Raw genomic sequence first — 26,011 nt, 5'->3', positions numbered from 1 at the left:
TTTCAGGCTATTCCAACGAGAGAGGGAGCCTGCTGCCATGTCGCCACTCGAAGCCAGACCCATCCTGGAAGCGCTTGCCCGGGGCATAGACCCGGAAACCGGGGAAATCCTGCCGGAGCCGGGCGTGCTCCACAGTCCGCAGGTGATACGCGCACTTTTCATTGCCGCGCAGGCGCTGGACGGCGATGCCGGCCGCGGCAAACCAGCCAAGCCCCTGCCGGGCAATGCGGGCCGCGCATGGTCCAGCGAGGAGGACGAAGAACTGCTGGCCCGTTTCGATGCGGGGATTCCCGTCAAGGAACTGGCGGAAAAGCACGCACGCAGCCGGGGTGCGATCCACTCGCGCCTGCTGCGGCTCGGACGCCTGCAGGAGCGGGGCGCGCCCCAGAGCGCAAACGCCTGAACCCACCGCCTTGCGGCGGTTGCGGCAGCAGTCCATCATGGGGCCTGGCCAACCTGGCGGGAGCCCTCCATGAGCATCGAACTCGACCACGTCATCGTCTCGGCGCGCCACCGCGATACATCGGCCCGGCAGCTGGCCCATCTGCTGGACGTGCCCAGCGGCCCGACCCGCGAAGGGCCGTTCTTTGCCGTGTATGTCAACGCCGGGCTGACGCTGGATTTCATCGAGACCGAGGAAAGCTTTCCGGTCGAGCACTTCTGCTTTCGCGTCAGCGAGGCGGATTTCGACGCCATTCTGGCGCGGCTGCGGGCGGCGGGCATTGCCTTTCGCAGCACGGTGCGCGGCCCCATGGACGGGCAGGTCAACACTGGCTACGGCGGCCGCATGGTCTATTGGAACGAGCCCGAGGGCCACCAGTGGGAGATGCTCACCGTCAGCTACGCACGCCAGCCGGCCTGAGGCAATTCACCTCAGGCACTGCCCTCGGCCGGCGCCTTGTCGTGGCGCGGCGGGTCGATGCGCTCGATATTGCCCAGCAGCAGCGCGCGCCCGGCAAAGGTGCCGCCGGCGGTCTCGAGCGTGAAGCGCTCGGCGTCGCGGCCGCGCACCTCGTCGTCCAGCGCCTGGGCCTCATCCTGGGTGGCGCCCAGGGCCAGCACGGCCTGACGGCCCATCTGCAGCGCCGATTCGAAGGTTTCGCGCACGATGTGGTCGGCATCGAGCTGCACCAGTGCCAGCGCATGCTCGCGGTCGTAGGCGCGCACGATCAGCTTGGCCTGCGGGCATTCGTGGCGCACGTTCTCGACGATGCGGGTGGCGGCGGCCTGGTCGTCCACGCAGACCAGGATGGCGCGGGCATGCGGGGCGCCGGCAGCATGCAGCACGTCGGGGCGGGCGCCGTCGCCGAAGTAGACCTTGAAGCCGTAGCGTTCGGCGTTGCGGATCACGTCGGGGTCGTTGTCGATGATGGACAGCTCGGCGCCGCGCGCCAGCGGGCCCTGGCTGGCGATCTGGCCGACGCGGCCGAAGCCGATGATGAGCACGTTGCCCTGCAGGTCTTGCGGCGCCTCCACGCCATCGAGCGATGCCGCGTCGGCGCGCACGAAGCGCTTGCGGACGGCCACCACCAGCGGCGTGATGGCCATCGAGAGCACGATGATCGCCGTCATGTTGGCATTGACCTCGGGGCTGATGACCTGGAGCTTGAGCGCCTCGGCGAACAGCACGAAGGCGAACTCGCCGCCCTGGGCCATCAGCGTGGCGCGGTCGATGGCGTCGGCGTGATTGCTTTTGGCCAGCCGCGCCACCAGGTAGATGCACAGCGCCTTCGCCACCATCAGCGCCAGCACGCCCAGGCCGATGAGCTGCCAGTTGCGCGCCACCACGTCGAGGTTGAGCGCCATGCCCACGCCCAGGAAGAACAGGCCCAGCAGCAGGCCGCGGAAAGGCTCGACGTCGGCCTCGAGCTGGTGGCGGAACGACGACTCGGACAGCAGCACGCCGGCGACGAAGGCGCCCATGGCCATGGACAAGCCGCCCAGCTCCATCAGCAGCGCCGCGCCCAGCACCACCAGCAGCGCGGCGGCCGTCATCACCTCGCGCGCCTTGGCCTTGGCCAGCACGCGGAACATGGGATTCAGCAGCCACAGGCCGGCCGCCACCAGCGCGCCCAGCGACGCCAGCGCGATGCCCATGCGCTGCCACAGCGGCGAGGTGGCCACCGGAGCGGCCTCGGCCGGCGCGAGAAAGGCCACGATGGCCAGCAGCGGCACGATCAGCAGGTCCTCGAGCAGCAGGATGGAGACGATGCGCTGGCCGCGCGGCGCCAGGATGTCGCCGCGCTCGGCCAGCACCTGCATGACGATGGCGGTGGAGGTGAGCACAAAGCCCGCGCCGCTCACGAAGGCCACCTGCCACGAGAAGCCGAACGCCATGCCCACCCCGGTGAGCAGCAGCGCGCACAGCACGACCTGCATGCTGCCGAGCCCGAAGATCTGCCCGCGCAGGTCCCACAGGTGCGAGGGCTTCATCTCCAGCCCGATGACGAAGAGGAACATCACCACGCCCAGCTCGGCCACGTGCAGGATGGTGCCGGGATCGGCCACCAGGGCCAGGCCGTAGGGGCCGATGGCCAGGCCAGCCGCCAGGTAGCCCAGCACCGAGCCCAGGCCCAGGCGCTTGAACAGCGGCACCGCCACCACGGCGGCCCCCAGCAGCGTGACCACGCCGACCAGCTGGCTTGCATTGCCCTCGGTTGCCATCCTGTGTTTCCTTTGCGGTGCTGAAAGACGGATTGTGGGCGCAATGGCCCGGTGGATTCCCCGCTCCATGCCGCACTGCAACACAAGTTAACAGGGCGCTGGGCCAAAGCTGCGGCGGACCACGGTTTTTTCGGGCGGCGGGCCATGGCGGGCGCGGTATTATTGCGCACTGTTTTTTTCGCTGGCCCCGGGAAGCGCTTCCCTCTGGCGGGCCGAGCCACCTCCTGAAGCACTGTGCGCCTTAACTCCATCAAGCTAGCGGGTTTCAAATCCTTCGCGGAGCCGACCAACTTCCTGCTGCCGGGCCAGCTGGTGGGCGTGGTGGGCCCCAACGGCTGCGGCAAGTCCAACATCATGGACGCCGTGCGCTGGGTGCTGGGCGAGTCCAAGGCCAGCGAGCTGCGCGGCGAGTCCATGCAGGACGTGATCTTCAACGGCACCACCAGCCGCAAGCCGGCCAGCCGCGCCAGTGTGGAGCTGACCTTCGACAACGCCGACCACCGCGCCGGCGGCCAGTGGAGCCAGTACACCGAGATCGCCGTCAAGCGCGTGCTCACCCGCGACGGCAACAGCAGCTACTTCATCAACAACCAGCCGGTGCGCCGCCGCGACGTGCAGGACGTGTTCCTGGGCACGGGCCTGGGGCCGCGTGCCTACGCCATCATCGGCCAGGGCACGATCAGCCGCATCATCGAGTCGCGCCCCGAAGAGCTGCGCCTGTTTCTTGAGGAAGCGGCCGGCGTCTCCAAGTACAAGGAGCGCCGCCGTGAGACCGAGAACCGCCTCACCGACACGCGCGAGAACCTGACCCGCGTCGAGGACATCCTGCGCGAGCTGAACGCCAACCTCGACAAGCTCGAGAAACAGGCCGAGATCGCCGCCAGATACAACGCGCTGAACGCCAGCGCCACGCTCAAGCAGCACCAGCTCTGGTTCCTGAAGAAGCAGGACGCCGAGGGCGACCAGGAAAAGGTGCGCGCCGAGGGCCTCAAGGCCGTCAACGACCTCGAAGCCCGCATGGCCGACCTGCGCCACGTCGAGGCCGACCTCGAATCCATCCGCCAGGCGCACTATGCCGCGGGCGACCAGGTCAACCAGGCGCAGGGCCGGCTGTACGAGGCCACGGCCGAGGTCGGCCGGCTGGAGGCCGAGATCCGCTACGTGGTCGAGGGCCGCCAGCGCGTGGAGCAGCGCCTGGTGCAGCTGGCCGAGCAGATCGCGCAGTGGACGGTGCGCAAGGACGAATCCGAGGCCGAGCTGGAAACCCTGGCCGGCCAGGGCATGGACGCCGAGGAAAAGACCGAACTGCTCGCCGCCCAGCTCGAGGAGCAGCACCAGCAGTTGCCCGACATGGAAGAGACGCTGCGCCAGGCCCAGCAGCGCGCCAACGAGCAGCGCGGCAGCGTCACCCAGGTGCAGCAGCAGATCCAGGTGCTGGCGGCCGAGCAGCGCAGTCTCGACGAGCAGACCCGCCAGCTCGACACGCGCCACGAGCGCCTGCGCACCGACCGCAACGCCATGGCCGCGCCCGACGAGGCGCGCCTGGCCAACCTGCGCCAGCAGAACGACGAGGCCGCCGAGAGCGCCGAGATCACCGAGGCCCGCCTGGCCGAGCTGCAGGAAAGCCTGCCCCAGCTCGACGAGGCGCGGCGCGAGAAGCAGCAGCAGGTCAACCACGAGAGCGCCCGCCAGGCCGAGCTGGCCGCGCGCATGGAGGCGCTCAAGGCGCTGCAGGAAAAGGTCAAGACCGACGGCAAGCTGCGGCCCTGGCTGGCCAAGCACGGGCTCGACGGCTTGCAGGGGCTGTGGAGCCGCATCCACATCCAGCCGGGCTGGGAGAACGCGCTCGAAGCCGCGCTGCGCGAGCGCCTGGCGGCGCTCGAGGTCAGCCGCCTTGACATGGTGCGCGGCTTTCTCGGCGCCGGCGCGCACGATGCGCCGCCCGCGCGCCTGGCCTTCTACAGCACGCCGGCCGCGCCGGGCGCGGCATCCTCGGCGCGCCTGCCGCAGCTGGCCGACCTGCTGCGCGTGCACGACGCGGGCCTGCGCGCCGTGCTGGTGGACTGGCTGCACGGCTGCTACACCGCGCCCTCGCTGGACGAGGCGCTGAGCCAGCGCCCGCAGCTGCAGGCGGGCGAAGCCATCTTCGTGCCCACCGGCCATGCCGTCAGCAGCCACAGCGTGAGCTTCTATGCGCAGGACTCCGAGCAGTCCGGCATGCTGGCGCGCGCGCAGGAGATCGAGCACCTCGAAAAGGAGCTGCGCGCTCAAGGGTTGATCGGCGAAGAGGCCCGCAACGCGCTGGTGCGCGCCGAGGCGGCCTATGCCGATGCCTCGACCAATCTGACCTCCGCCCGCCGCGAGGCCAGCGAGGCCAAGAACCGCGCGCACGAGCTGCACGTGGAGCTGCTGCGCCAGACGCAGCTGGCCGAGCAGGCACGCGCGCGCAGCGCGCAGATCGATGCCGACCTGTCCGAAGTCGCGCTGCATCTGGAAGAGATCCAGGAGCGCCGCGTGGCTGCCGAGGCCCGCTTCGAGGAGCTGGACATGCAGCTGGCCGACAGCCAGGAGCGCCATGCCCAGCTTGACGAGCAGTCCTACGAGGCCGAGCGCAAGCTCAACGCCGCGCGCGAGCAGCTGCGCAGCCTGGAGCGCCAGGCGCAGGAGGCCACGTTCTCGCAGCGCAGCCTGGATGCGCGCCGCGCCGAGCTGAACCGCACCATGGAAACCGCGCTGCAGCAGACCCGCGCACTGGCCGCCGAGCAGGAGCGCGCCCAGGCCGAGCAACTGCGCCTGAACGACGCGGCCGCGCAGGGCGGCCTGCAGGACGCGCTGAACCTGAAGATGGAGCGCGAGAAAGACCTGGCCGCCCGCCGCAGCGAGTACGACGACCTCACGGCCCGGCTGCGCGGCAGCGACGACCGGCGCCTGCAATTCGAGCGCGAGCTCGAGCCGCTGCGCCAGCGCATCACCGAGTTCCAGCTCAAGGAGCAGGCCGCGCGCCTGGGCCTGGAGCAGTACACCACGCTGCTGGCCGATGCCGAGGCCAACCTCGAGGCCGTGGCGCAGTCGATCACCGAGGGCAATGTGCGCCTGTCGGGCCTGCAGGGCGAGATCGATCGCCTGCACCGCGAGATCCAGGCGCTGGGCGCGGTCAACCTGGCCGCGCTCGACGAGCTGAACGCCGCGCGCGAGCGCAAGACCTTCCTCGACGCGCAGACCGCCGACCTGACCGAGGCCATGAACACGCTGGAGGACGCGATCCGCAAGATCGACGCCGAGACGCGCGATCTGCTGTCGGGCACCTTCGACACGGTGAACGAGCACTTCGGCCGCATGTTCCCCGAGCTGTTCGGCGGCGGGCAGGCCAAGCTCATCATCACCGGCGACGAGATCCTCGACTCGGGCGTGCAGGTGATGGCGCAGCCACCCGGCAAGAAGAACCAGACCATCCACCTGCTGTCCGGCGGCGAGAAGGCGCTGACTGCGATCGCGCTGGTGTTCGCCATCTTCCAGCTCAACCCCGCGCCGTTCTGCCTGCTCGACGAGGTGGACGCACCGCTGGACGACGCCAACACCGAGCGCTATGCCAAGCTGGTGTCGGCGATGAGCAGCGGCACGCAATTTCTCTTCATCAGCCACAACAAGATCGCGATGGAAATGGCCCGGCAACTGATTGGTGTAACAATGCAGGAGCAGGGCGTTTCGCGCATCGTGGCGGTCGATATGGAGTCCGCACTCTCCATGGCCGAAGCCGCCTGACACCGTTTTAGCAACAAGAATCTATGAGTAATTTCCAACTGGGTCTGGCCATCACCTTCGGGGTGATCCTGGTGCTGTACGTGGGCTATACCACCTGGTCGTCGCGCCGCAACGCGCCGCGCAAGCCGCGGCAGGAGCTGGCCGATGCGCCCGCCGCGACGGCGCCCGAGCCGGGCCGCTTCGACCCGGTGATGGAGGGCAGCCCCGGTGCGCGCGATGGCGCCGGCGTTGACCCGGTGTTCGGTGCCGAGCCGGCCTGGGGTGCGGATGCCGCCCCGGTGCAGCGCGCCGGCGCGCCGGCCACGCCGCCGGCCTTCTTCCTCGGCGACCGCCAGCAGATCCTCGACGTGCTCACCGATGCCATCGCCACGCTGCACACCGACGGCGTGGTCTCGGGCGATGCCGCGCTGGCGGCCATGCCCAGCAGCTTCCGCGCCGGCAACAAGGCCTTCAACGTGGAAGGCATGAACGAGGCCAGCAAGCAGTGGGAGATGCCGCAGGCCGGCCAGCGCTACGTGGGCTTCCAGGCCGGCATCCAGCTGGCCAACCGCCACGGCCCGATGAACGAGATCGAGTTCTCCGAGTTCGTCAACAAGGTGCAGCGCTTTGCCGATGTGATCGGCGCCTCGCCCGACCTGCCCGACATGCTGCAGGAAGTGGCCCGCGCCCGCGAGCTGGACCAGTTCGCCAGCGAGCACGATGCGCAGCTCGCCTTCCTGCTGCGCGCCAAGCGCGCCACCTGGAGCCCCGGCTACGTGATGCAGATCGCCTCCAAGCACGGCTTTGTGCAGGCCGGCCCGGGCCGCATGGTGATGCCGTCCAGCATCGCGCAGATGCCGCCGATCCTGGCGCTGTCGTTCGATGCCCAGGCCGCGCTGGCCGACGACCCCGAGCAGACCCCGCTGCGCGAGGTGCTGCTGAGCCTGGACGTGCCGCATGTGAGCCGCAGCGAAGCGCCGTTCGAGAAGATGCGCTCGGCCGCCGAGGCCCTGTGCGGCGAGATGGACGGCGTGATCTGCGACCAGAACGGCACGCCGCTGCCGGTGATGGTGGTGGACCCGATCGCGCAGGACCTGGAGAACCTGTACGACCAGCTCGAGGAGCGCGACTTTGCCGCCGGCTCGCTGGCGGCGCGGCGCCTCTTCAGCTAAAAAGCAATACAGTTCAGGCGAAGGCTGCCATCGGGCAGCCTTTGTTTTTGGCCCTTCCGGAGTAGAGCCCCATGGCTGAGAATTTTGACCTTTTTTCGGCTCCAGCGCCCGATGATCAAGCGCAAGCAGCTATCAAAATAAAAGCGCTGCGCGCCCAGCTCAACCAGTGGGCGCACGAATACTACGTGCAGGACGCGCCCACCGTGCCCGACGGCGAGTACGACCGCGTCTACCAGCAGCTCGAGGCGCTGGAGCAGGCCCACCCCGCACTCGTCACGCCCGATTCGCCCACGCAGCGCGTGATCGGCGCGGTGCTCGATGGCCTGACGCCGGTGCGCCATGCCGTGCCCATGCTCAGCATCCGCACCGAGACCGACAACCAGGCCAGCGGCGCCGAGGCCTTCGATGCCCGTATCCGCAAGGAGCTGGGTCTGGAAGAGGGCGACGCCCCGGTCGAGTACGCGGCCGAGCCCAAGTTCGATGGCCTAGCGATGAACCTGCGCTACGAGAACGGCCGCCTGCTGCAGGCCACCACGCGCGGCGACGGCGAGATCGGCGAGGAGGTGACGCACAACATCCGCACCATCCGCCAGATTCCGCTGGTGCTGCCCGAGGGCGTGCCGCCGGTGCTGGAGGTGCGCGGCGAGGTCTACATGCGCCGCGCCGATTTCGATGCGCTCAACGCGCGCCAGGAGGCCGCGGGCGCCAAGACCTTCGTCAACCCGCGCAACGCCGCGGCCGGCGCGGTGCGCCAGCTCGACTCGGGCATCACCGCGCAGCGGCCGCTGTCGTTCTTTGCCTATGGCGTGGGCGAAGTGTCGGCGCCGGCCGATGGCGGCCCCGCCTGGGACACGCACTACGGCATGCTGATGCAGCTCAAGGCCTGGGGCTTTCCGGTGGCGCCGCAGGTCTCCTTGGCGCATGGCGCGGCCGAGCTGGTGGCCTTCCATGAACGCATGGGCGCCGAGCGCGCCGGCCTGCCGTACGAGATCGACGGCGTGGTCTACAAGGTCAACCGGCTGGCGTTGCAGCGCGAGCTGGGCTTCGTCTCGCGCGAGCCGCGCTGGGCCGTGGCGCACAAGTACCCGGCGCAGGAGATGGCGACGAAGCTCGACGGCATCGACGTGCAGGTGGGCCGCACCGGCAAGCTCACGCCGGTGGCGCGGCTGGCGCCGGTGTTCGTCGGCGGCGTCACCGTCACCAACGCCACGCTGCACAACGTCTTCGAGATCCGCAAGAAGCGCGTGCGCACCGGCGACACGGTGGTCGTGCGCCGCGCGGGCGACGTGATCCCCGAGGTGGTGGGGCGGGTCAATGCCACGCGCCCGGCCTACGTGCCCAACTTCCACATGCCGACCGCCTGCCCGATCTGCGGCAGCGCCGTGGTGCGCGAGCAGGGCGAGGCCAACCACCGCTGCAGCGGCGGCCTGTTCTGCCCGGCGCAGCGCAAGGAGGCGATCCTGCACTTCGCGCAGCGCCGCGCCATGGACATCGAGGGCCTGGGCGAGAAGCTGGTCGACCAACTGGTCGACGGCCAGGTGGTGCGCGCGCTGCCCGACCTGTACAAGCTCGGCATCGCCACGCTGTCGGGGCTGGAGCGCATGGCCGAGAAGTCGGCGCAGAACGTGCTGGCCGCGCTGGAGCATTCCAAGCAGGCCACGCTGCCGCGCTTCCTGTTCGGCCTGGGCATCCGCCATGTGGGCGAGACCACGGCCAAGGACCTGGCCAAGCACTTCGGCAAGCTCGACGCGATCATGGACGCGTCGGAGGACGATCTGCTGCAGGTGCACGACGTGGGCCCGGTGGTGGCGCAGAGCCTGCACACCTTCTTCGCCCAGCCGCACAACCGAGAGGTGGTCGAGCAGTTGCGCGCCGCCGGTGTGCACTGGCCCGAGGGCGAGCCCGCCGAACGCCCCGCGCAGCCGCTGGCCGGCATGACCGTGGTGCTCACCGGCACCCTGCCCACCATGGGCCGCGACGAGGCCAAGGACCTGCTCGAAGCCGCCGGCGCCAAGGTGGCCGGCTCGGTCAGCAAGAAGACCAGCTACGTGGTGGCCGGCGCCGACGCCGGCAGCAAGCTCGCCAAGGCCGAGGAGTTGGGCGTGCCGGTGCTGGACGAGGAGGGCATGCGCAAGCTGCTGGCGGGCTGATCCCGTCGATTCATATGAAAAAAGCTGCCAGCGCTTATGAAACAAGCGCTGGCAGCTTCTTTTTTGATAGTAAAAACTGGATTTTCTTCACCTTGGTCATCAGCGTGGCGTTGCCAGTAACCGAGATCTAAAGGCTCAGCTTGGCGGCGCAAGCAGATGACAGAAAGCGAAATAGGAGCAGGTTGCCCTTGCCCACATTCAGGCTCATGAACTCGAGGAACAGCGCCATGTTGTACAGAGCTTCCTCTGTTGCTCGGGCTGACAAGTTGAACCACTGCTGCAGGAAGTGGGTGCACAACCTAGTTTCGATAGCAAACGAGGGGCGCCCAATTCTAGGATCTTACGGTGGTCCGTTTGCTTGGTTTTGCGCTCGAATCCACCCCAGCCCAGGCTCGTTTGCTCCGTAACTTGAGCGTCTCGCATCGGCCAAGGTCGCTTCTGTAGTGCAGATCTCCCCTGGATTGGCGTGTCTTAAACAATATGGAATGATTGCTATCATGATAAAGATATCAATAGTGGAGACAAAGGTGATGGATGTTTTTAAACGGTATGCAATCGGCTCTGCAGCATTGTTTTTCTCGCTTGGTTCGCTTGCAGCACTTCCCCAAACAGGTATGTGGGGGATCAACAGCGAATTGAACGGTAAGCCTGGACGCGGTATCCAGATTGATCGCCAAGGCGGCGAAACGATCATTGCGTCGTACTATGGCTATCGTGTCGACGGATCCGCGGTTTTTTACCAAGCAGTGGGTCAAATCAAGGATGGCAGCATAGTGACTGCTGATTTAGTCGAGTACAAGAATGGCACTGCACTGGCAGGCAATATCCGGACTGGCGAAGTAGCGGAGATCATCGGCCAAGTCCGGTTTGAGTTTGACACCCCATCATCGGGCTATGTCACTTTGCCTGGTGAGACCCGTAAAAGCTTCTCACCAATTATTTATGAAGACAAAAGAGCGCAGCTGAACCACTCATTCCGCGTAGCAAGCACGCAGATGCTCTCGCAAGCCAATGCTGGTTTTGGCATGCAGAATTACCAAATCAATGTTCAAGGCGATGCCGTCAAAATTCGGCTAGGAACGCCATCTTTCACATGCACCTTTAATGGAGATTTGGTCCGTACAGGCGCTACCTTTAGCATAGTAGCGGATGGGGGCTGCGTTGCATCAGGCGGCATCAGTACGGCTAAGAAAAGATATACCGATATACAGGTTGATGAATCAGGGAGGCTTTCGATGAAGGTTAGATCCATGCATGTTGATGGAGGAGATAGTCTCGCTGATGCGATTGATGGAGATTTTTTTGGAGTATGCGTTAATTCAATTGAAAATATAAAAGACAATACGACATCCGTCGAGGCTTGTATCCCTGAAAAATGAAAGCTATCGCATATCCATTGGTGTCCAGTAGATAAAACAATAAAAGCGCCTATTGGCGCTTTTATTGTTTGGTTTGATCAGTCCGTATTAGCGTTGACACCAAGGACTTGCAAAGAGAGGCAAGTGAGATGGAGTCAATGACCAAGCGAGCGCAACGCGACTACACCGCTTCGAATCGCTGCAGCATGCCAGTCGCCTGATCATGGATCCACTTCTACAACCATCGGCGCCCGCACCAGGCGCTAAACATGAGAACTCCCGTTGAGGCATTCACATTAGCGGCCTGACCTGCGCAGGTTCTGCTGGGTTCATACAAAGGTCGCTTCCAGTGGCAGATCTTCCCTAGGCCTTCTTCACCTTGGGCAGCAGCGCCGCCACCACGCCCAGCAGCGGCAGGTAGGCGATCACCTGGTACACATAGTCGATGCTGGTGCGGTCGGCCAGCAGGCCCAGCACCGCGGCGCCCAGGCCGCCCATGCCGAAGGCAAAGCCGAAGAACAGGCCCGACACCATGCCCACCTTGCCGGGGATCAGCTCCTGCGCATAGACCAGGATGGCCGAGAACGCGGACGACAGGATCAGCCCGATCAGCACCGTGAGCGCCACCGTCCAGAACAGGTTGGCGTGCGGCAGCAGCAGCGCGAACGGCGCCACGCCCAGGATGGACGCCCAGATCACCGGCTTGCGGCCGATGCGGTCGCCCAGCGGGCCGCCGCCCAGCGTGCCCAGCGCCGAAGCGAACAGGAAAACGAACAGCAGCAACTGCGAGTTCTGCACCGACACGCCGAAGTGGTGCATCAGGTAGAAGGTGTAGAAGCTCGAGATGCCGGCGATGTAGAAGTACTTCGAGAAGATCAGCACCAGCAGCACCGCGATGGCGCCCAGCACCGTGCTGCGCGGCAGCGTGGCCACGGCCTTGGGCGCGGCCTTGGCCGTGCGGCGCTGGCCGGCGTACCAGCGGCTCACCTGCGTCAGCAGAGCGATGCCGGCCAGTGCCGCCAGCGCGAACCAGGCCGCGCTGTGCTGGCCGAAGGGCACGACCACGGCGGCTGCCAGCAGCGGCCCCAGCGCGCTGCCGGTGTTGCCGCCCACCTGGAACAGCGACTGCGCCAGCCCGTGCCGGCCGCCCGAGGCCATGCGCGCCACGCGCGACGACTCGGGGTGGAAGATGGCCGAGCCCGTGCCCACCAGCGCCGCGGCCACCAGCACCATGCCGAAGCTCGATGCAAAGGCCAGCAGCAGCAGGCCGCACAGCGTGAAGCACATGCCCGCCGGCAGCGAGTACGGCGTGCTGCGCTTGTCGGTATACAGGCCCACCAGCGGCTGGAACACCGAAGCCGTGAGCTGGTAGGTGAGGGTGATCAGGCCGATCTGGCCAAAGCTCAGGTGGAAGTTGCCCTGCAGCACCGGGTACATGGCCAGGATCAGCGACTGCATCATGTCGTTGATCAGGTGCGAGGCGCTGATGGCGCCCAGCACGCGGAAGGCGGCCTTGGGCTGGGCGGCGGATTGCGGCGGGGAGAGGGTGGAAGAGGCTGCGGAAGTCATGGAAACAGCGTTGGAGTGGATACGTTTGCACGCATGGTAGGCTTGCGGCCTTGACCTGTCTTGCGCCATTTGGCCGCAAGTCTTCGCAAAAGCGACATTCCATGCCTTTGCTGTCTGTTTCAATCCCCACGCCGTTCTCGCAGGCCGAACTCGACCGCAGCGCGCTGCCCGTCACCACGCGCGCCACCGACTACCCCGCCGGCAGCAGCACCGGCGACCATGTGCACGCGCTGCACCACCAGCTCATCCACGCGGTGCAAGGCGTGATGGTGGTGGTGGCCGAAGGCGGGCAGTGGATCGTGCCGCCCACGCGCGGCATCTGGATGCCGGCCGGCATGGTCCACCAGGTGCGCCATGTGGGCGAGGTGCACATGCGCAGCCTCTACGTGCGGCCCGACGCCGCGCCGGGCCTGGCCACGCAGGCGCAGGTGGTGGGCATCTCGCCGCTGCTGCGCGAGCTGATCCGCGCGGCCATGGCGGTGGCCATGCCCTATGCGGCCGACTCGCGCGACGGCCGGCTGATGCGCCTGCTGCTCGACGAACTGCAGGCGCTGCCGGTGCTGCCCATGCACCTGCCCAAGCCGGCCGACGCCCGGCTGCGGCGCATCTGCGCGCACCTGCAGCAGCACCCCGACGACACCGCCACGCTGCAGGACTGGGCCGAGCGCCTGCAGGTCAACCCCAAGACGCTGCAGCGGCTGTTCGCACGCGACACCGGCATGGGCTTCGGCCGCTGGCGCCAGCAGGCGCGGCTGCTGCAGGCGCTGGAGCGGCTGGCCCAGGGCGAGAAGGTGATCGACGTGGCGCTGGCCCTGGGCTACGACAGCCCCGGCGCCTTCGCCACCATGTTCAAGCGCCAGTTCGGGCAGACGCCTAGCGGGTTCTTCCGCTGATCTGTTTTGATAGCTGCTTGCGCTTGCTGTGTATGGATTGCAGAGTAAAAACCATTTGAATGCTAGGCACAGAAAGCGCAGGCAGCTCACTTTATTGATGCATGCTCCACGCCGGCTGCCGCGCCCGGCATGCGTAGAATCTGCTTCCTTTCCAAGAGCAACAACGAGGAGACATTCCCCATGCAACGCAGAAGCCTCTTGGCCCACCTGGGCCTGGCGCTGGGCGCCCTGGGCCTGGTCGGCCCCGCGCTGGCGCAGCAGCCCGCGTACCCGGCGGCCAAGCCCATCCGCCTGATCATCGGCTTTCCGCCCGGTGGCGGCATCGACTTCACCGCCCGCACCGTGCAGCAGCCGCTGCAAGAGGCGCTCAAGCAGCAGATCGTGGTCGACTACAAGCCCGGCGCCGGCGGCATGCTGGCGGCCACCGAGCTGTCGCGCGCCGCGCCCGACGGCTATACGCTGATGCTGGCCAACACCGGGCCCTTCGCCATCGCGCCGCACCTGCAGGCCAAGCAGCCCTACGACCCGCTGCGCAGCTTCAGCTACATCGGCCAGATCAGCCAGGGCAGCTACATCGCCGTCACGCGGCCCGACCACCCGGCCAAGAACCTCAAGGAGTTCGTGGACTGGGCGCGCGCGCATCCAGGCAAGGCCTACTACGCCTCGGCCGGCAACGGCTCGTCCACGCACCTCAACGGCGAGCTGCTGAACCAGGTGACGGGGCTGGACATCATCCACGTGCCCTACAAGGGCAGCGCGCCGGCGGTGCAGGACCTGATCGGCGGGCAGACGCAGCTGATGATCGACGCCGGCACCGTGCTGCTGCCGCAGGTGAAAAGCGGCAAGCTCAAGGCGCTGGCGGTGACCGGCACGCAGCGCGACCCGCAACTGCCCGACGTGCCCACCGCCGCCGAGCTGGGGCTGGCCGGCATGCAGTCGGTGGGCTTCCAGGGCCTGGTCGGCCCGGCCGGCATGCCCAGGGAGGTGGTCGATCGCCTGTCGGCCGAACTGGCCAAGGTGCTGGCCCAGCCCGAGATCAAGGCCAAGTTCGCCCAGGCCGGCTCCGAGGTGCACGGGCTGAACGCGGCCGGCTTCTCGGCCTTCGTGAAGGCCGAGAACGAGAAGTGGGTGAAGCTGATCAAGGAGCGCAAGATCCAGCTCGATTGAGGCGGCACCGCCCGCCGGTGTGAAGAAAGGCGAAGCCCGCCGGACTCGCAAAAACATAGCTTCCCGCGCTTGCTGTACAGGCGCTGGAAGCTTTTTTTACATTCAATACCCTGGGCGCAACAGGCGGAAATGTATCCAACTGGTAAAGTCGCGCGGCCCGTCCATCCGGCGGGCGTGGCTTTGACTACGGGATATTGAGCATGAGCAATAAGAAGACCATCGTGGCCGCGGCCGTGGCATTGGCCGTCGTGGCCTACGGAGGGGCGACCTGGTACACCGGCGAGCAGGCCGAGGCCGGCTACCGCGAGGCGGTGGCCGAGCTGCGCAAGGCGCTGGGCGACAAGACCATCGTGGCCGACGAGTACCACAAGGGCTTTTTCTCGTCGCAGGCGCAGCTGGTACTGCAGGGCGAAGCGCCCGAGGCGGATGACGCCGACGAAGCCGAGGCTGCGGAAGCGGCTACCGAGCCGGCCGCGCCGATCCGCCTGGTGATCGACACCACCGTCTACCACGGCCCGTTCGCCGGTGGCCGCCTGGCGAGCGCGGCGTCCGAGTCGCGCTTTGCGCTGCAGGGGCTGGACGACAAGAGCCGCCAGGCCCTGGCCAAGGCCACGGCGCCCACGCTGACCAGCGTGCACCACTTCATCGGCAGCCGCGACGTGCAGGTGCTCCTGCCCGCCGGCGAGATCAGCGACAAGCAAGTCACCATGCGCTGGCAGGAGCTGGTGCTCGACACCACGCTCAAGGGCGACCGCGCCAAGGGCAACCTGCGCTGGCCCGAGCTGGCCTTGCTGGGCCTGTCTTCCGGCGGCGATGCGGACGATGAAGACGGGGACGATGGCGACGACCTGGCCGCCGCGCCCACCGACCGCACCACCATCACGCTCAAGGGCATGGACGGCAGCTTCGAGAGCCAGTCCGTCGACGGCCTGTGGGGCCTGGGCCCCGGCTCCACGCAGCTGCGCCTGGCCCAGCTTGGCATCCAGAAGACAGCCGCCGAGGGCGGCGACGCCCAGACGCTGGCCGACCTGAAGCAGCTGAGCGCGCAGTCGGTGATCGAGGCCGACCAGGCCACGCTGTCGATGACCACCCAGGTCAAGGGCACGGGCCGCATCGGCCCGCTGGACCTCGAATCCGTGGGTTACGAGGAAAAGTACCAGCGCCTGGACATCGAGACCTTGCGCAAGTTGCAGCAGGTGGTAGCCGACGGCTACCGCAAGGAAGGCCTGGCCAAGGCCATGGAATCGCTGCAGGAGCAGGGCGCCGAGCTGCTGCTGGAAAACGCCTCGCGCCTGGTGGCGGCCCTGCCGGCGTATTCGATGAAGCTGCAGGCCACCTACCAGGGCCAGACCGGCGAGCTGGCCTATGGCGGCGAGGTGCAGAAGGCGCCTTCCGCCGAACAGGTGCAGGCCGCGGGCTGGTTGCCGGCGCTGCTGCAGACCTCGGCCGTGCAGGCCAATGCGCGCCTGCCCAAGGCCTGGATCGCGCCCATGCTCAAGGCCAGCGGCAACACCGAGGCCACGGACCAGGACGCGCAGGCCATGGTCGAGATGGCCGAGAAGATGGGCTACGGCAAGGCCGAGGGCGACTACCTGACCAGCGCCTTCAGCCTGAACGCGGGCCAGGCCACGCTCAATGGCAAGCCCTTCCGCCTGCCTGCGGGCGCGCTGCAGTAAGCAGCTATCAAAAAAAGAGCTTCCAGCGCTTGATGGGAAAGCGCTGGAAGCCTTTTTTATTGAGAATGGCCGAAGCTCCCAGGCTTCGGCACGGCATCCTCAGTGCTTCACATCAAACCGGTCCAGGTTCATCACCTTGACCCAGGCCGCGACAAAGTCCCGGGCGAACTTCTGGCTGGAGCCGGCCTCGGCATAGACCTCGGCCAGGGCGCGCAGGACGGCGTTGGAGCCGAAGACCAGGTCCACGCGGGTGCCGGTCCACTTCTTCTCGCCGCTCTTGCGGTCCACGCCTTCATAGGTGCCGTCTTCCAGCGCCTTCCATTGCGTGCCCATGTCCAGCAGGTTGACGAAGAAGTCGTTGGTCAACTGGCCAGGCGTGGCGGTGAGCACGCCATGCTGGCTGCCTTCGGTGTTGATGTTGATGGCGCGCAGGCCGCCGATGAGCACGGTCAGCTCCGGCGCGGTCAGCGTCAGCAACTGGGCCTTGTCGATCAGCAGGGCCTCCGCCGGCGCCGGGAAGCGGCCTTGCAGGTGATTGCGGAAGCCGTCCGCCCGGGGCTCGAGCGCTGCCACGGATTCGACATCGGTCTGCTCCTGGGACGCATCGGCGCGGCCGGGCGTGAACGGCACGGTGATGGCCGTGCCGGCATCGGCGGCCGCTTTTTCGACGCCGGCGCCGCCGGCCAGCACGATCAGGTCGGCCAGCGAGATGCGCTTGTCACCATCGGCGGCCTTATTGAATTCGCGCTGGATGCCTTCCAGCACGGCCAGCACGCGGGCCAGCTGTGCGGGCTGGTTGACGGCCCAGTCCTTTTGCGGCGCCAGGCGGATGCGCGCGCCGTTGGCGCCGCCGCGCATGTCCGAGCCGCGGAAGGTCGAGGCCGAGGCCCAGGCCGTGCCCACGAGTTCGGAGACCGTGAGGCCCGAAGCCAGGACCTTGGCCTTGAGCGCGGCCACGTCGGCGTCATTCACCAGCGGGTGCTGCACGGCGGGGATCGGGTCTTGCCAGACCAGTTCTTCCTTGGGGGTTTCCGGGCCCAGGTAGCGCGAACGCGGACCCATGTCGCGGTGGGTGAGCTTGAACCAGGCGCGGGCAAAGGCTTCGGCAAAGGCCTGGGGATTTTCGAGGAAGCGGCGCGAGATCTTCTCGTAGGCCGGGTCCAGGCGCAGCGACAGGTCGGTGGTCAGCATGGTGGGCTTCTTGTTGGGGCCGCCATGTGCGTCGGGGATGATGTCGCCTGCGTCCTTGGCCACCCATTGCAGGGCGCCGGCCGGGCTTTTCTCCTGCACCCATTCGTACTTGAACAGGTTCTCGAAGAAGAAGTTGCTCCACTGGGCCGGCGTCTGCGTCCAGGTCACTTCCAGGCCCGAGGTGATGGAGTCGCCGCCCTTGCCGCTGCCAAAGCTGCTTGCCCAGCCCAGGCCCTGGGCTTCGAGGCCTGCGGCCTCCGGCTCGGCGCCGACGTGCGAGGCGGGGCCTGCGCCGTGGGTCTTGCCGAAGGTGTGGCCACCGGCGATCAGGGCCACGGTTTCCTCGTCATCCATGGCCATGCGGGCGAAGGTGTCGCGGATGTCGCGGGCGGCCGAGATGGGATCGCCATTGCCGTCCGGGCCTTCGGGGTTCACGTAGATCAGGCCCATCTGCACGGCGGCCAGCGGGTTTTCCAGGTCGCGTTCGCCGCTGTAGCGGCTGTTGGGATTGTTGGTGGGAGCGAGCCATTCTTTCTCGGCGCCCCAGTACACATCGTGGTCTGGCTCCCAGGTGTCGACGCGGCCGCCGGCGAAGCCAAAGGTGCGGAAGCCCATGGTCTCCAGCGCCACGTTGCCGCACAGAACCATCAGATCGCCCCAAGAAATCTTGTTGCCGTATTTCTGCTTGATGGGCCACAACAGGCGGCGGGACTTGTCAATGTTGACGTTGTCGGGCCAGGAGTTGAGGGGCGCAAAACGCTGCTGGCCCCGGCCTGCGCCGCCGCGGCCGTCCTGCACGCGGTAGGTGCCGGCAGCGTGCCAGGCCATGCGGATGAACTGCGGGCCGTAGTGGCCGAAGTCGGCGGGCCACCAGTCCTGCGAGTCGGTCATCAGCGCGCGCAGATCGCGCTTGAGGCCTTCGTAGTCGAGCTTCTTGAACTCCTCGGCGTAATCGAAGCCGGCATCCTGCGGATTGCTCTTGCTGTTGTGCTGGCTCAGCAGATCCACGCGCAGATGGTTGGGCCACCAATCCCGGTTGGTGGTACCGGTGGCGTGGTTCTGGCCTTGGTGGAAGGGGCACTTGGATTCGGTCGTCATGGGGAGTTCTCCGGTTCAAACTTACAGGACGCCTACTGCCTTGCGGCAGCAGCAACGGGGCCACGGGAAGGATCGCTTCGCTATGGGTTGCTATTGATTATGCGAGCGCCGGCACCACGATGGCGTGACAGGCCGATTGAATATAACCAAGCGCGCCATTAAGAAAAATCAAGCGCTTGGCTGGCAGATGGAGCCACGGCCTCCAAGCTTTGCGATGGGGATGGCGCAACCCGGAGACAGGCCGTGTCTGCTGCGGCATTTTTTAGGCGCGCGGATGGCCGAGGGAGGGACTCCCGTGCGGTACATTGGGCGGCTGATTTTCGAGCCCACATCCAACACCTACGGAGAGACATCCATGCGTTCAGGCGCGCGCGGCGGCAGCCGCTTCTGGAAATTCGGAACCCTCGCGGCAGCGGCGCTGCTGTGCACGGCATGCGCCCAGACGGGCGGTTCGGCGGGCGCTGCCGGCGCCAAGGCCAACAGCCTGGGCCCGGCGGGCGAAGGCGTGGGCAACCCGCTGATCGCCGCCGTGGCCTGGAAGCAGACCGCGGCCGAGTACCGCGCGCTGTACCACCAGGGCTTCAACGTGGCGCGCATGCACGTCGAGGCGGCGCTGAAGAACCGCAAGCCCGGCGACAAGCCGCTGGCCGTGGTCACCGACATGGACGACACCATCCTGCTGCCGCTGACCTACTGGGGCTACCTGATCAACCAGAACCAGGACTTCTTCGACGACCCGAAGTGGGATACCTGGATTCCCAAGAACCAGATCGTGCCGTCGCCGGGCTCGCAGGACTTCCTGCGCTTTTGCAAGGACAACGGCGTCGAGGTGTTCTACGTGACCAGCCGCGAGCAGGGCGAGCGCACCTACGAATACGCGATGGAGCACCTGAAGGTGCTGGGCGCGCCCTATGCCGACAAGGAGCACCTGACCGTGCTGCGCGACAGCAGCAACAAGCAGCCGCGCCAGGACGAGATCGCGAAGCGGTTCGACGTGGTGGTCTACCTGGGCGACAACCTCAACGACTTCCGCCGTAAGTTCTACGTGAAGGATGTGGACGGGCGCCTGAAGGCGATGGAGAGCGAGCGCGAGCAGTTCGGCCGCAAGTTCGTGCTCTTCCCCAACCCGACCGACGGCCACTGGATGGCGGCGATCTTCGGCGACTCGGAGCCGCCGGCCAGCGACGACAACCGCCGCTTGTTCAAGAAGGCCGCCACGCGCTCGGCGTGGGACGGCAAGTAGGGCACCGCCCCTCTGCCTGCGCCGTGCTCAGCGGCGCAGGTCCTTGACCAGCGTGCTCTTGCCGAACAGGCTCTCCACCAGGTCCACCACCAGTTCGGCGGTCTGGTTGCGCAGGTCGAGCGCGGGGTTCAGCTCGACGATGTCGAGCGAACCGAGCAGGCCGGTGTCGGCGATCATCTCCATGCACAGCTGGGCCTCGCGGTAGTTCGGCCCGCCGCGCACCGTGGTGCCGGTGCCGGGTGCGATATCGGGGTCGAGAAAATCCACGTCGAAGCTCACGTGCAGGTGCATCTCCCCGCGGCCGCAGCCGGCCAGCGGCACCAGCGCGCGCGCCATCACCTCGCGCATGCCCAGCTCGTCGACGGCGCGCATGTCGTAGACCTCGATGTCGTGGGTCTTGATGAGGTACTTTTCCTGGTCGTCCACGCTGCGCAGGCCGATCTGGCACAGCGACTGCGAGGCCAGCGCCGGCGTGAAGCCGGCCAGCCCCGCCAGCTCGGCCGGGCCCAAACCGCACAGGCTGGCCACCGGAATGCCATGCACATTGCCCGTGGGCGAGGTGGCGGGCGTGTTGAAGTCGGCATGGGCGTCGAACCACAGCACGCGCAGCTTTTTGCCGGCCTCGCGGCAGTGGCGCGCCACGGCGCTGATCGAGCCCACGGCCAGGCTGTGGTCGCCGCCCAGCATCATCGGCAGGCGGCCGGCTGCCAGCGCGCCGTGCACCGCGTCGTGCACCGAGCGGTTCCAGGCCAGGGCCTCTTCGTAGTTGCGCAGGCCAGTGCCTTCGTCGCGTTCGCGGCGCTGGTTGGGCGGGCCGGCGAGGTTGCCGGTGTCCTGCACCTCGCAGCCCAGGCGCGCGAGCGCGGGGCCGAGCTGGGCCACGCGCAGCGCGTCGGGGCCCATGGCCGCTCCAAGGCGGCTGGCGCCGATGTCGGTGGGAACGCCAATCAGGGTGATGGGGCAAGGGTGGTTCGTGGTCATATCAGGCGCATTTCTGGGCAGCCGGTATTGTGAAGGCGTTTGTGGCGGTGTTCGTGCCGGCCGCCAGGTGCTGGTTTCGCACCAGGCTGTACAAATCCTTGGGGTCGTCCAGCTCGGGAATCAGCTGCAGCGATTCGAGCAGGCCGTGCTCGCGCGCCAGGGCCTGCATGTGGCGCATGGCGGAGTAGTCCTCGAGCGCAAAGCCCACCGAGTCGAACACGGTGATGTCGTGCATGTCGCGGCGGCCCGGCTCCTGGCCGGTCAGCACGCGCCAGAGCTCGGTGACGGCGAAGTCCGCCGGCATCTGCTGCAGCTCGCCCTCGATGCGGGTCTGCGGCTCGAACTCGACGAACACGCGCGAGCGCTCGAGGATGGCGGCTTCCAGCTCAGTCTTGCCGGGGCAGTCGCCGCCCACGGCGTTCAGGTGCATGCCGGGCTGCAGCATGTCGGCGCGCAGGATGGTGGCATTGGTCTTGTCGGCGGTCACCGTGGTCACGATGTCGGCGCCGCGCACGGCCTCTTCGGCGCTGGCGCAGACGAGCAGTTCCAGGCCGGCATCCCGCAGGTTGTGCAGGAGCTTGTGCGTGGCCGTAGGGTCCACATCGAAGAGCCGCAGCGTGCGGATGCCCAGCAAGCCTGCAAAGCCCAGCGCCTGGAACTCGCTCTGCGAGCCGTTGCCGATCAGCGCCATGGTGCGGCTGTCCGGGCGGGCTAGCAGTTTGGCGGCCATGATCGAGGTGGCGGCGGTGCGCAGCGCGGTGGTCAGCGTCAGCTCGCTCAGAAAGGTGGGGGCGCCAGTGTCCATGCGGGCGATGGCGCCGAAAGCCATGATCGTGGGGATGCCGGCGCGGGTGTTGCGCGGGTGGCCGTTGACGTACTTGAACGCATAGTTGCGCGCATCGGCCACGGGCATCAGCTCGATCACGCCATCGGGCGTGTGCTGGGCCAGGCGGGCGGTCTTGTCGAAATCGTTCCAGCGCGCAAAGTCTTGCTCCAGCGCCTGCACCATGCCGCGCAGGCACTCGACCAGGCCGACCTCGGCCACCAGCCGCGCGGCGGCCGGGGTGCTGAGGTAGTCGATGCGGGCTGAATAGGGCGTGTGGGTGGGTGTCAGGGCGATGGCCTGCATGGTGTGCTCCGGAAATATCTATTGCTTATGCCATCGAGTGTCTCGCAGAGCAGTTGGAATGCCTAGCGGCAAAAATGCCTTGAAATCGCCAGGAATTTGGCAAAATGGCAGCGAAGGTTATGCAAATGGACAATGTAGACCATGCCCTGATCGCCCTGCTGCGGCAGAACGCGCGCGAAAGCGTGGCCACGCTGGCCGCGCGGCTGGGCGTGTCGCGCGGCACCGTCACCAACCGGCTGGCGCGGCTGGAGCGCGATGGTGTGGTCGTCGGCTACACCGTGCGCCTGCGGCCCGATGCACAGACCGACGTCCTGCGGGCCTGGATGAGCATCGCCATCGAGGGCAACGACACGCGCCGCATCATGGCCCAGCTGCTGGGCGAGCCCGGCGTGGCTTCGCTGCACAGCACCAACGGCCGCTGGGACCTGCTGGCCGAGCTGCAGGTGGCCAGCCTGGAAGAGCTGTCGCGCGTGCTCGAGCGCATCCGCCTCATCAAGGGCATCAGCAATACCGAGACCAGCATCCACTTGGAGACCTTCCGCGCCGATGCTTGATTGATTGCTATATTAAATATAGCTGTTTGCGCTTGTTGGATAAGGGCTGGAGGCCGATTTGGCTTGAAATCAATCCGCGGCCTGCGTGGCCGTGCCCGCCAGCAGCTTCTGCACCAGGTCGGCCGACGAGGCGGCGGCGTACTTGCGCATCAACCGGGTGCGGTAGATCTCCACCGTGCGGTGGCTGATGTCGAGGCTGCGGCCTATCTCCTTGGAGGTCATGCCTTCGAGCAGGCGCGCGGCCACCTCGCGCTCGCGCGGCGTCAGCTCGGCACGCACCGGGCGCAGCGCGCTCAGGTCCTCGAAGCTCCAGATGCCACCCTCGTGCGGATCGGCGCGGTTGAAGGCCCGGCCCATCACATGGCACCAGAACATCTCGCCGTTGGCGCGCTTCATGATGCGGTTGTCCGAGTACAGGCCGTGCGCGTTCATGATGGGCGCGATGCGCCGGCCCAGGCGCTCGTACTCATCGGCGCTGGGGTAGAGCATCACGAAGGACTGCCCCACCATCAGCTCGCGCGAGGTGCGGAACATGGCGCAGACCTGCTCGTTGCAATCGACCATCACGCGCCGCCGCGAGACGACGAGGCCCACCGGGGCCATGTGGAAGGCTTGGGCATAGTCCAGGTCCGAAACGTTCATAGAGGGCTTGTCTTTACGAAATACTACGTATGTTAATACGTAGTATCCTATCGAACTTCGAAGCGGCAATCTCTTTCAGGAGACAAATGTGAGCAAGATTTATCCGAGCGCGGCAGAAGCCTTGAAGGGCGTCGTGGCCGACAACCAATTGTTGGCCGTCGGCGGTTTCGGCCTCTGCGGCATTCCCGAAGCGCTGATCGATGCGCTGGTGGCCAGCGGCGTCCAGGGCCTGACGGTGGCCTCGAACAACGCCGGCGTCGACGGCTTCGGGCTGGGCAAGCTGCTCGACACCCGCCAGATCAAGAAGATGATCGCCTCGTACGTGGGCGAGAACAAGGAGTTCGAGCGCCAGTACCTGGCGGGCGAGCTGGAGCTGGAATTCACGCCCCAGGGCACGCTGGCCGAGAAGATGCGCGCCGGCGGCGCGGGCATCCCCGCCTTCTTCACCAAGACCGGCGTGGGCACGCTGGTGGCCGAGGGCAAGGAAACGCGCGACTTCGACGGCGAGACCTATGTGATGGAGCGCTCCATCGTGGCCGACGTGTCGCTGGTCAAGGCCTGGCGCGCCGACACCTCGGGCAACCTGCAGTTCCGCCTGACGGCGCGCAACTTCAACCCTGCGGCCGCCACCTGCGGCAAGGTGTGCATCGTCGAGGTGGAGGAGATTGTCGAACTGGGCCAGATCAAGCCCGACGAGATCCACCTGCCCGGCATCTACGTGCACCGCATGGTGCTGAACAAGACCCCCGAGAAGCGCATCGAAAAGCGCACCATCACCGAGAAGAAGTAAGGAGCCCGACATGCCTTGGACCCAAGACCAGATGGCCGCCCGCGCGGCGCAAGAATTGGAAGACGGCTTCTACGTCAACCTCGGTATCGGCATCCCCACGCTGGTGGCCAACCACACCGGCGACAAGCAGGTGTGGCTGCAGTCCGAGAACGGCATGCTGGGCATCGGCCCCTTCCCGACCGAGGACGAGATCGACGCCGACCTCATCAACGCCGGCAAGCAGACCGTGACCACGCTGCCGGGCTCGTCCATCTTCGGCTCGGACCAGTCGTTCGCGATGATCCGCGGCGGCAAGATCAACCTGTCCATCCTGGGCGCCATGCAGGTGTCCGAGAAGGGTGACCTGGCCAACTGGATGATTCCGGGCAAGATGGTCAAGGGCATGGGCGGCGCGATGGACCTGGTGGCCGGCGTCAAGCGCGTGATCGTGCTGATGGAACACGTGGCCAAGAAGAAGGACGGCACCACCGACCTGAAGATCCTGCCCAACTGCACGCTGCCGCTGACCGGCGTGGGCGTGGTCGACCGCATCATCACCGACCTGGGCGTGTTCGACGTGACCGAGCAGGGCCTGAAGATCGTCGAGCTGGCCGAGGGCGTGAGCTTCGACGAAGTGCAGTCCAAGACGGGCGCGGCACTGATCCGCTGAGCCTCGGTCTTTCGCTCACAGCAAGAACGCAGCCACGGGCTGCGTTTTTTCATTCCATCATTCCAATTTGAACCACTGGCAGGGTCGGGTCGCACCGCCGAAGACCGGTAGGAATGGACTAGGAACCGTCGTCCTGCGGGAGGCCAGTTGCGGCATGATGGTGCGTCATCGCCGACGGAGGATTGCCATGACCGATTCCTCAACCATCCAGCTAGGGAAGTTGTCCGTTCACTACCTCGTGGATGGATCGCAGACGGGAAGCGTGGGCATGTTCGAGCTCACGGTGCCGCCGAGTTCCAACGTGCCGCCTCCACACAGCCATACGCACAACGACGAATGCGTCTACGTGCTGGAAGGCACCCTGCGGTACGCCGTCGACGCCGAAGTCCGCGACCTTGGCGCGGGGGAGTGCATGTACAGCCCCCGAGGCAGCGTCCACCATTTCTCGAACCCTCATGGCACCGAAGCCCGGGCCCTCATCGTGCAGTCGCCCGATATCGGTATCCAGTACTTTCGGGACATAGGCGCAGTCGTCAACGCAGGCGGTCCACCGGACAAGGCGGCCCTGGTGGCGGTCATGGCTCGCTATGGGCTGGTTCCCGCCGCGCCGGGTGGCGCGTAAGCCACTGACCTTCGTCATTGCGGCAGAATCAGCTGGCAGCAGCCCCTCACGGCTCAGTGAGGGCGGACCATGATCCTGACCCGCGATCCATGCAAGAGCGCTTTCTCGCCGACATCCTGCGAAACACCCACAACCGTGCCATTCTTGAGCGCTGGGAAGACTTGGAGCTTCCCGACGGCTGGCTGGTTGCCGGCTGCCTGTTCCAGACGGTCTGGAACCTGCAGGCGCGCCGAGAGCCCGAGGAGTCCATCAAGGACTACGACCTTTTCTACTTCGATGCTTCGGACACCACCGAAGCCGCGGAGCAGGAGGCGCAGGCGCGTGCCGAACATGTCCTGCGGGACCTGGGCATCTCGGTAGAAGTGACAAACCAAGCTCGTGTCCACCTCTGGTACGAGTCGTACTTCGGCCACGCCTACCCGGCGCTGCGCAGTTCGTCCGATGGCATCGACCGGTTTCTGATCCCGGCCACCTGCATCGGCATCCGGCCCGGTGAACTCTATGCGCCGAACGGGCTGGATCTGGTCTACGACGGGGTGCTAGCGCCCAATCCCTTGACGCCGCACCGCGAGCTTTTCCAGCAGAAGGCGGAGTCCTATCGCGCCCGCTGGCCTTGGCTGAAGATCGTCTCCCCCGTTCAGCCCACTGCATAGAAGGGTGGGCCTCAGATGGAGATGAGCCGGGCGGGGCAAAAAGCGCAACAGATTCAGGTAACAAAATGC

At 66.6% G+C, this 26,011-nt stretch carries 22 protein-coding genes and 1 pseudogene; 16 read left to right on the top strand and 7 right to left on the bottom strand.

Annotated features, from left to right (window positions below):
• Positions 1-37: 37 nt before the first annotated feature.
• Positions 38-403 carry a hypothetical protein gene (locus tag ACYVKR_RS19540; RefSeq protein ID WP_460482624.1) on the top strand — a complete coding sequence of 122 codons (366 nt, stop codon included), beginning with the start codon at positions 38-40 and terminating at the stop codon, positions 401-403.
• Between the two features lie 69 nt (positions 404-472).
• Complete coding sequence (locus ACYVKR_RS19535; protein WP_460482623.1) at positions 473-862, top strand: VOC family protein; 390 nt, start codon at positions 473-475, stop codon at positions 860-862.
• Between the two features lie 11 nt (positions 863-873).
• Here the strand turns inward: ACYVKR_RS19535 and ACYVKR_RS19530 are convergent, their stop codons facing one another.
• Positions 874-2,664 (bottom strand): monovalent cation:proton antiporter-2 (CPA2) family protein, encoded by a 1,791-nt coding sequence (locus tag ACYVKR_RS19530; protein WP_460482622.1) that lies wholly within the window; start codon positions 2,662-2,664, stop codon positions 874-876.
• Positions 2,665-2,898: 234 nt separating this feature from the next.
• On the opposite strand from ACYVKR_RS19530, the gene smc reads away from it, so the two are divergent.
• The 3 genes from smc to ligA all read left to right on the top strand — a co-directional run bounded on the left by smc (position 2,899) and on the right by ligA (position 9,727).
• Positions 2,899-6,426 carry a chromosome segregation protein SMC gene (smc, locus tag ACYVKR_RS19525; protein ID WP_460482621.1) on the top strand — a complete coding sequence of 1,176 codons (3,528 nt, stop codon included), beginning with the start codon at positions 2,899-2,901 and terminating at the stop codon, positions 6,424-6,426.
• Between the two features lie 23 nt (positions 6,427-6,449).
• Positions 6,450-7,577, top strand: a complete 1,128-nt coding sequence (locus ACYVKR_RS19520; protein WP_460482620.1) for a cell division protein FtsZ — start codon at positions 6,450-6,452, stop codon at positions 7,575-7,577.
• Positions 7,578-7,648: 71 nt separating this feature from the next.
• Positions 7,649-9,727, top strand: coding sequence for an NAD-dependent DNA ligase LigA (gene ligA / locus ACYVKR_RS19515; RefSeq protein WP_460482619.1), 2,079 nt, complete (start codon positions 7,649-7,651; stop codon positions 9,725-9,727).
• Positions 9,728-9,926: 199 nt separating this feature from the next.
• On the opposite strand, the pseudogene ACYVKR_RS19510 reads toward ligA, so the two are convergent.
• Positions 9,927-10,061, bottom strand: a pseudogene (locus ACYVKR_RS19510) (transposase); the annotation flags it as partial.
• 151 nt (positions 10,062-10,212) lie between these two features.
• Between ACYVKR_RS19510 and ACYVKR_RS19505 the strand changes: the two are divergent.
• Together ACYVKR_RS19505 and ACYVKR_RS19500 are read left to right on the top strand one after the other, a co-directional pair.
• The gene (locus tag ACYVKR_RS19505) at positions 10,213-11,106 is read left to right on the top strand and encodes a hypothetical protein (RefSeq protein ID WP_460482618.1); all 894 of its coding nucleotides are present in this window, start codon (positions 10,213-10,215) and stop codon (positions 11,104-11,106) included.
• Positions 11,107-11,312: 206 nt separating this feature from the next.
• Positions 11,313-11,393: a hypothetical protein gene (locus tag ACYVKR_RS19500; protein ID WP_460482761.1), complete on the top strand. Its 81-nt coding sequence runs from the start codon at positions 11,313-11,315 to the stop codon at positions 11,391-11,393.
• A gap of 55 nt (positions 11,394-11,448) precedes the next feature.
• Here the strand turns inward: ACYVKR_RS19500 and ACYVKR_RS19495 are convergent, their stop codons facing one another.
• On the bottom strand, positions 11,449-12,654 hold the full coding sequence (locus ACYVKR_RS19495; protein WP_460482617.1) for an MFS transporter: 1,206 nt from the start codon (positions 12,652-12,654) through the stop codon (positions 11,449-11,451).
• A 101-nt stretch (positions 12,655-12,755) separates the two neighbouring features.
• On the opposite strand from ACYVKR_RS19495, the gene ACYVKR_RS19490 reads away from it, so the two are divergent.
• The 3 genes from ACYVKR_RS19490 to ACYVKR_RS19480 all read left to right on the top strand — a co-directional run bounded on the left by ACYVKR_RS19490 (position 12,756) and on the right by ACYVKR_RS19480 (position 16,390).
• Entirely contained in the window at positions 12,756-13,547 is a 792-nt protein-coding gene (locus tag ACYVKR_RS19490) for an AraC family transcriptional regulator (protein WP_460482616.1), read from the top strand.
• Between the two features lie 180 nt (positions 13,548-13,727).
• Entirely contained in the window at positions 13,728-14,714 is a 987-nt protein-coding gene (locus ACYVKR_RS19485) for a Bug family tripartite tricarboxylate transporter substrate binding protein (protein WP_460482615.1), read from the top strand.
• Between the two features lie 200 nt (positions 14,715-14,914).
• Complete coding sequence (locus ACYVKR_RS19480; RefSeq protein WP_460482614.1) at positions 14,915-16,390, top strand: YdgA family protein; 1,476 nt, start codon at positions 14,915-14,917, stop codon at positions 16,388-16,390.
• A 99-nt stretch (positions 16,391-16,489) separates the two neighbouring features.
• On the opposite strand, the gene katG is transcribed toward ACYVKR_RS19480, so the two are convergent.
• Complete coding sequence (gene katG, locus ACYVKR_RS19475; RefSeq protein ID WP_460482613.1) at positions 16,490-18,679, bottom strand: catalase/peroxidase; 2,190 nt, start codon at positions 18,677-18,679, stop codon at positions 16,490-16,492.
• Positions 18,680-19,034: 355 nt separating this feature from the next.
• Between katG and ACYVKR_RS19470 the strand changes: the two genes are divergently transcribed.
• On the top strand, positions 19,035-19,922 hold the full coding sequence (locus ACYVKR_RS19470) for a 5'-nucleotidase, lipoprotein e(P4) family (RefSeq protein WP_460482612.1): 888 nt from the start codon (positions 19,035-19,037) through the stop codon (positions 19,920-19,922).
• A gap of 27 nt (positions 19,923-19,949) precedes the next feature.
• Here ACYVKR_RS19470 and rocF read toward each other — a convergent pair whose 3' ends face one another.
• On the bottom strand, positions 19,950-20,903 hold the full coding sequence (rocF, locus tag ACYVKR_RS19465) for an arginase (RefSeq protein WP_460482611.1): 954 nt from the start codon (positions 20,901-20,903) through the stop codon (positions 19,950-19,952).
• A gap of 1 nt (position 20,904) precedes the next feature.
• Positions 20,905-22,032, bottom strand: coding sequence for an ornithine cyclodeaminase (locus ACYVKR_RS19460; protein ID WP_460482610.1), 1,128 nt, complete (start codon positions 22,030-22,032; stop codon positions 20,905-20,907).
• A 125-nt stretch (positions 22,033-22,157) separates the two neighbouring features.
• Here ACYVKR_RS19460 and ACYVKR_RS19455 point away from each other — a divergent pair, with 125 nt between their 5' ends.
• Positions 22,158-22,586 (top strand): Lrp/AsnC family transcriptional regulator, encoded by a 429-nt coding sequence (locus ACYVKR_RS19455; RefSeq protein ID WP_460482609.1) that lies wholly within the window; start codon positions 22,158-22,160, stop codon positions 22,584-22,586.
• Between the two features lie 69 nt (positions 22,587-22,655).
• Here ACYVKR_RS19455 and ACYVKR_RS19450 read toward each other — a convergent pair whose 3' ends face one another.
• Positions 22,656-23,228 carry a helix-turn-helix transcriptional regulator gene (locus tag ACYVKR_RS19450; protein WP_460482608.1) on the bottom strand — a complete coding sequence of 191 codons (573 nt, stop codon included), beginning with the start codon at positions 23,226-23,228 and terminating at the stop codon, positions 22,656-22,658.
• Between the two features lie 88 nt (positions 23,229-23,316).
• Between ACYVKR_RS19450 and ACYVKR_RS19445 the strand changes: the two genes are divergently transcribed.
• From ACYVKR_RS19445 to ACYVKR_RS19430, 4 genes are all read left to right on the top strand, one after another.
• Positions 23,317-24,018 carry a CoA transferase subunit A gene (locus ACYVKR_RS19445; protein WP_460482607.1) on the top strand — a complete coding sequence of 234 codons (702 nt, stop codon included), beginning with the start codon at positions 23,317-23,319 and terminating at the stop codon, positions 24,016-24,018.
• 10 nt (positions 24,019-24,028) lie between these two features.
• Positions 24,029-24,667, top strand: a complete 639-nt coding sequence (locus ACYVKR_RS19440; protein ID WP_460482606.1) for a sugar phosphate isomerase family — start codon at positions 24,029-24,031, stop codon at positions 24,665-24,667.
• A gap of 187 nt (positions 24,668-24,854) precedes the next feature.
• Positions 24,855-25,289: a cupin domain-containing protein gene (locus ACYVKR_RS19435; protein WP_460482605.1), complete on the top strand. Its 435-nt coding sequence runs from the start codon at positions 24,855-24,857 to the stop codon at positions 25,287-25,289.
• An 89-nt stretch (positions 25,290-25,378) separates the two neighbouring features.
• Positions 25,379-25,942 (top strand): nucleotidyltransferase family protein, encoded by a 564-nt coding sequence (locus tag ACYVKR_RS19430; RefSeq protein WP_460482604.1) that lies wholly within the window; start codon positions 25,379-25,381, stop codon positions 25,940-25,942.
• Positions 25,943-26,011: the final 69 nt, after the last annotated feature.

The sequence above is a fragment of the Comamonas humi genome, assembly GCF_054782535.1.
Note: the sequence above shows the minus strand (reverse complement) of the source record. Positions and strands in the feature narration are given on the sequence as shown.

Bases quoted from the DNA above. Each gene is read 5' to 3' on its own strand.
- ACYVKR_RS19460 (WP_460482610.1), bottom strand. From the start codon at position 22,032: ATGCAGGCCATCGCCCTGACACCCACCCACACGCCCTATTCAGCCCGC.
- ACYVKR_RS19505 (WP_460482618.1), top strand. From the start codon at position 10,213: ATGATTGCTATCATGATAAAGATATCAATAGTGGAGACAAAGGTGATG.
- ACYVKR_RS19455 (WP_460482609.1), top strand. From the start codon at position 22,158: ATGGACAATGTAGACCATGCCCTGATCGCCCTGCTGCGGCAGAACGCG.
- katG (WP_460482613.1), bottom strand. From the start codon at position 18,679: ATGACGACCGAATCCAAGTGCCCCTTCCACCAAGGCCAGAACCACGCC.
- ACYVKR_RS19430 (WP_460482604.1), top strand. From the start codon at position 25,379: ATGCAAGAGCGCTTTCTCGCCGACATCCTGCGAAACACCCACAACCGT.
- ACYVKR_RS19490 (WP_460482616.1), top strand. From the start codon at position 12,756: ATGCCTTTGCTGTCTGTTTCAATCCCCACGCCGTTCTCGCAGGCCGAA.
- ACYVKR_RS19440 (WP_460482606.1), top strand. From the start codon at position 24,029: ATGCCTTGGACCCAAGACCAGATGGCCGCCCGCGCGGCGCAAGAATTG.
- ACYVKR_RS19520 (WP_460482620.1), top strand. From the start codon at position 6,450: ATGAGTAATTTCCAACTGGGTCTGGCCATCACCTTCGGGGTGATCCTG.
- ACYVKR_RS19535 (WP_460482623.1), top strand. From the start codon at position 473: ATGAGCATCGAACTCGACCACGTCATCGTCTCGGCGCGCCACCGCGAT.
- ACYVKR_RS19530 (WP_460482622.1), bottom strand. From the start codon at position 2,664: ATGGCAACCGAGGGCAATGCAAGCCAGCTGGTCGGCGTGGTCACGCTG.
- ligA (WP_460482619.1), top strand. From the start codon at position 7,649: ATGGCTGAGAATTTTGACCTTTTTTCGGCTCCAGCGCCCGATGATCAA.
- ACYVKR_RS19540 (WP_460482624.1), top strand. From the start codon at position 38: ATGTCGCCACTCGAAGCCAGACCCATCCTGGAAGCGCTTGCCCGGGGC.
- ACYVKR_RS19495 (WP_460482617.1), bottom strand. From the start codon at position 12,654: ATGACTTCCGCAGCCTCTTCCACCCTCTCCCCGCCGCAATCCGCCGCC.
- rocF (WP_460482611.1), bottom strand. From the start codon at position 20,903: ATGACCACGAACCACCCTTGCCCCATCACCCTGATTGGCGTTCCCACC.
- ACYVKR_RS19450 (WP_460482608.1), bottom strand. From the start codon at position 23,228: ATGAACGTTTCGGACCTGGACTATGCCCAAGCCTTCCACATGGCCCCG.
- ACYVKR_RS19470 (WP_460482612.1), top strand. From the start codon at position 19,035: ATGCGTTCAGGCGCGCGCGGCGGCAGCCGCTTCTGGAAATTCGGAACC.
- ACYVKR_RS19485 (WP_460482615.1), top strand. From the start codon at position 13,728: ATGCAACGCAGAAGCCTCTTGGCCCACCTGGGCCTGGCGCTGGGCGCC.
- ACYVKR_RS19480 (WP_460482614.1), top strand. From the start codon at position 14,915: ATGAGCAATAAGAAGACCATCGTGGCCGCGGCCGTGGCATTGGCCGTC.
- ACYVKR_RS19435 (WP_460482605.1), top strand. From the start codon at position 24,855: ATGACCGATTCCTCAACCATCCAGCTAGGGAAGTTGTCCGTTCACTAC.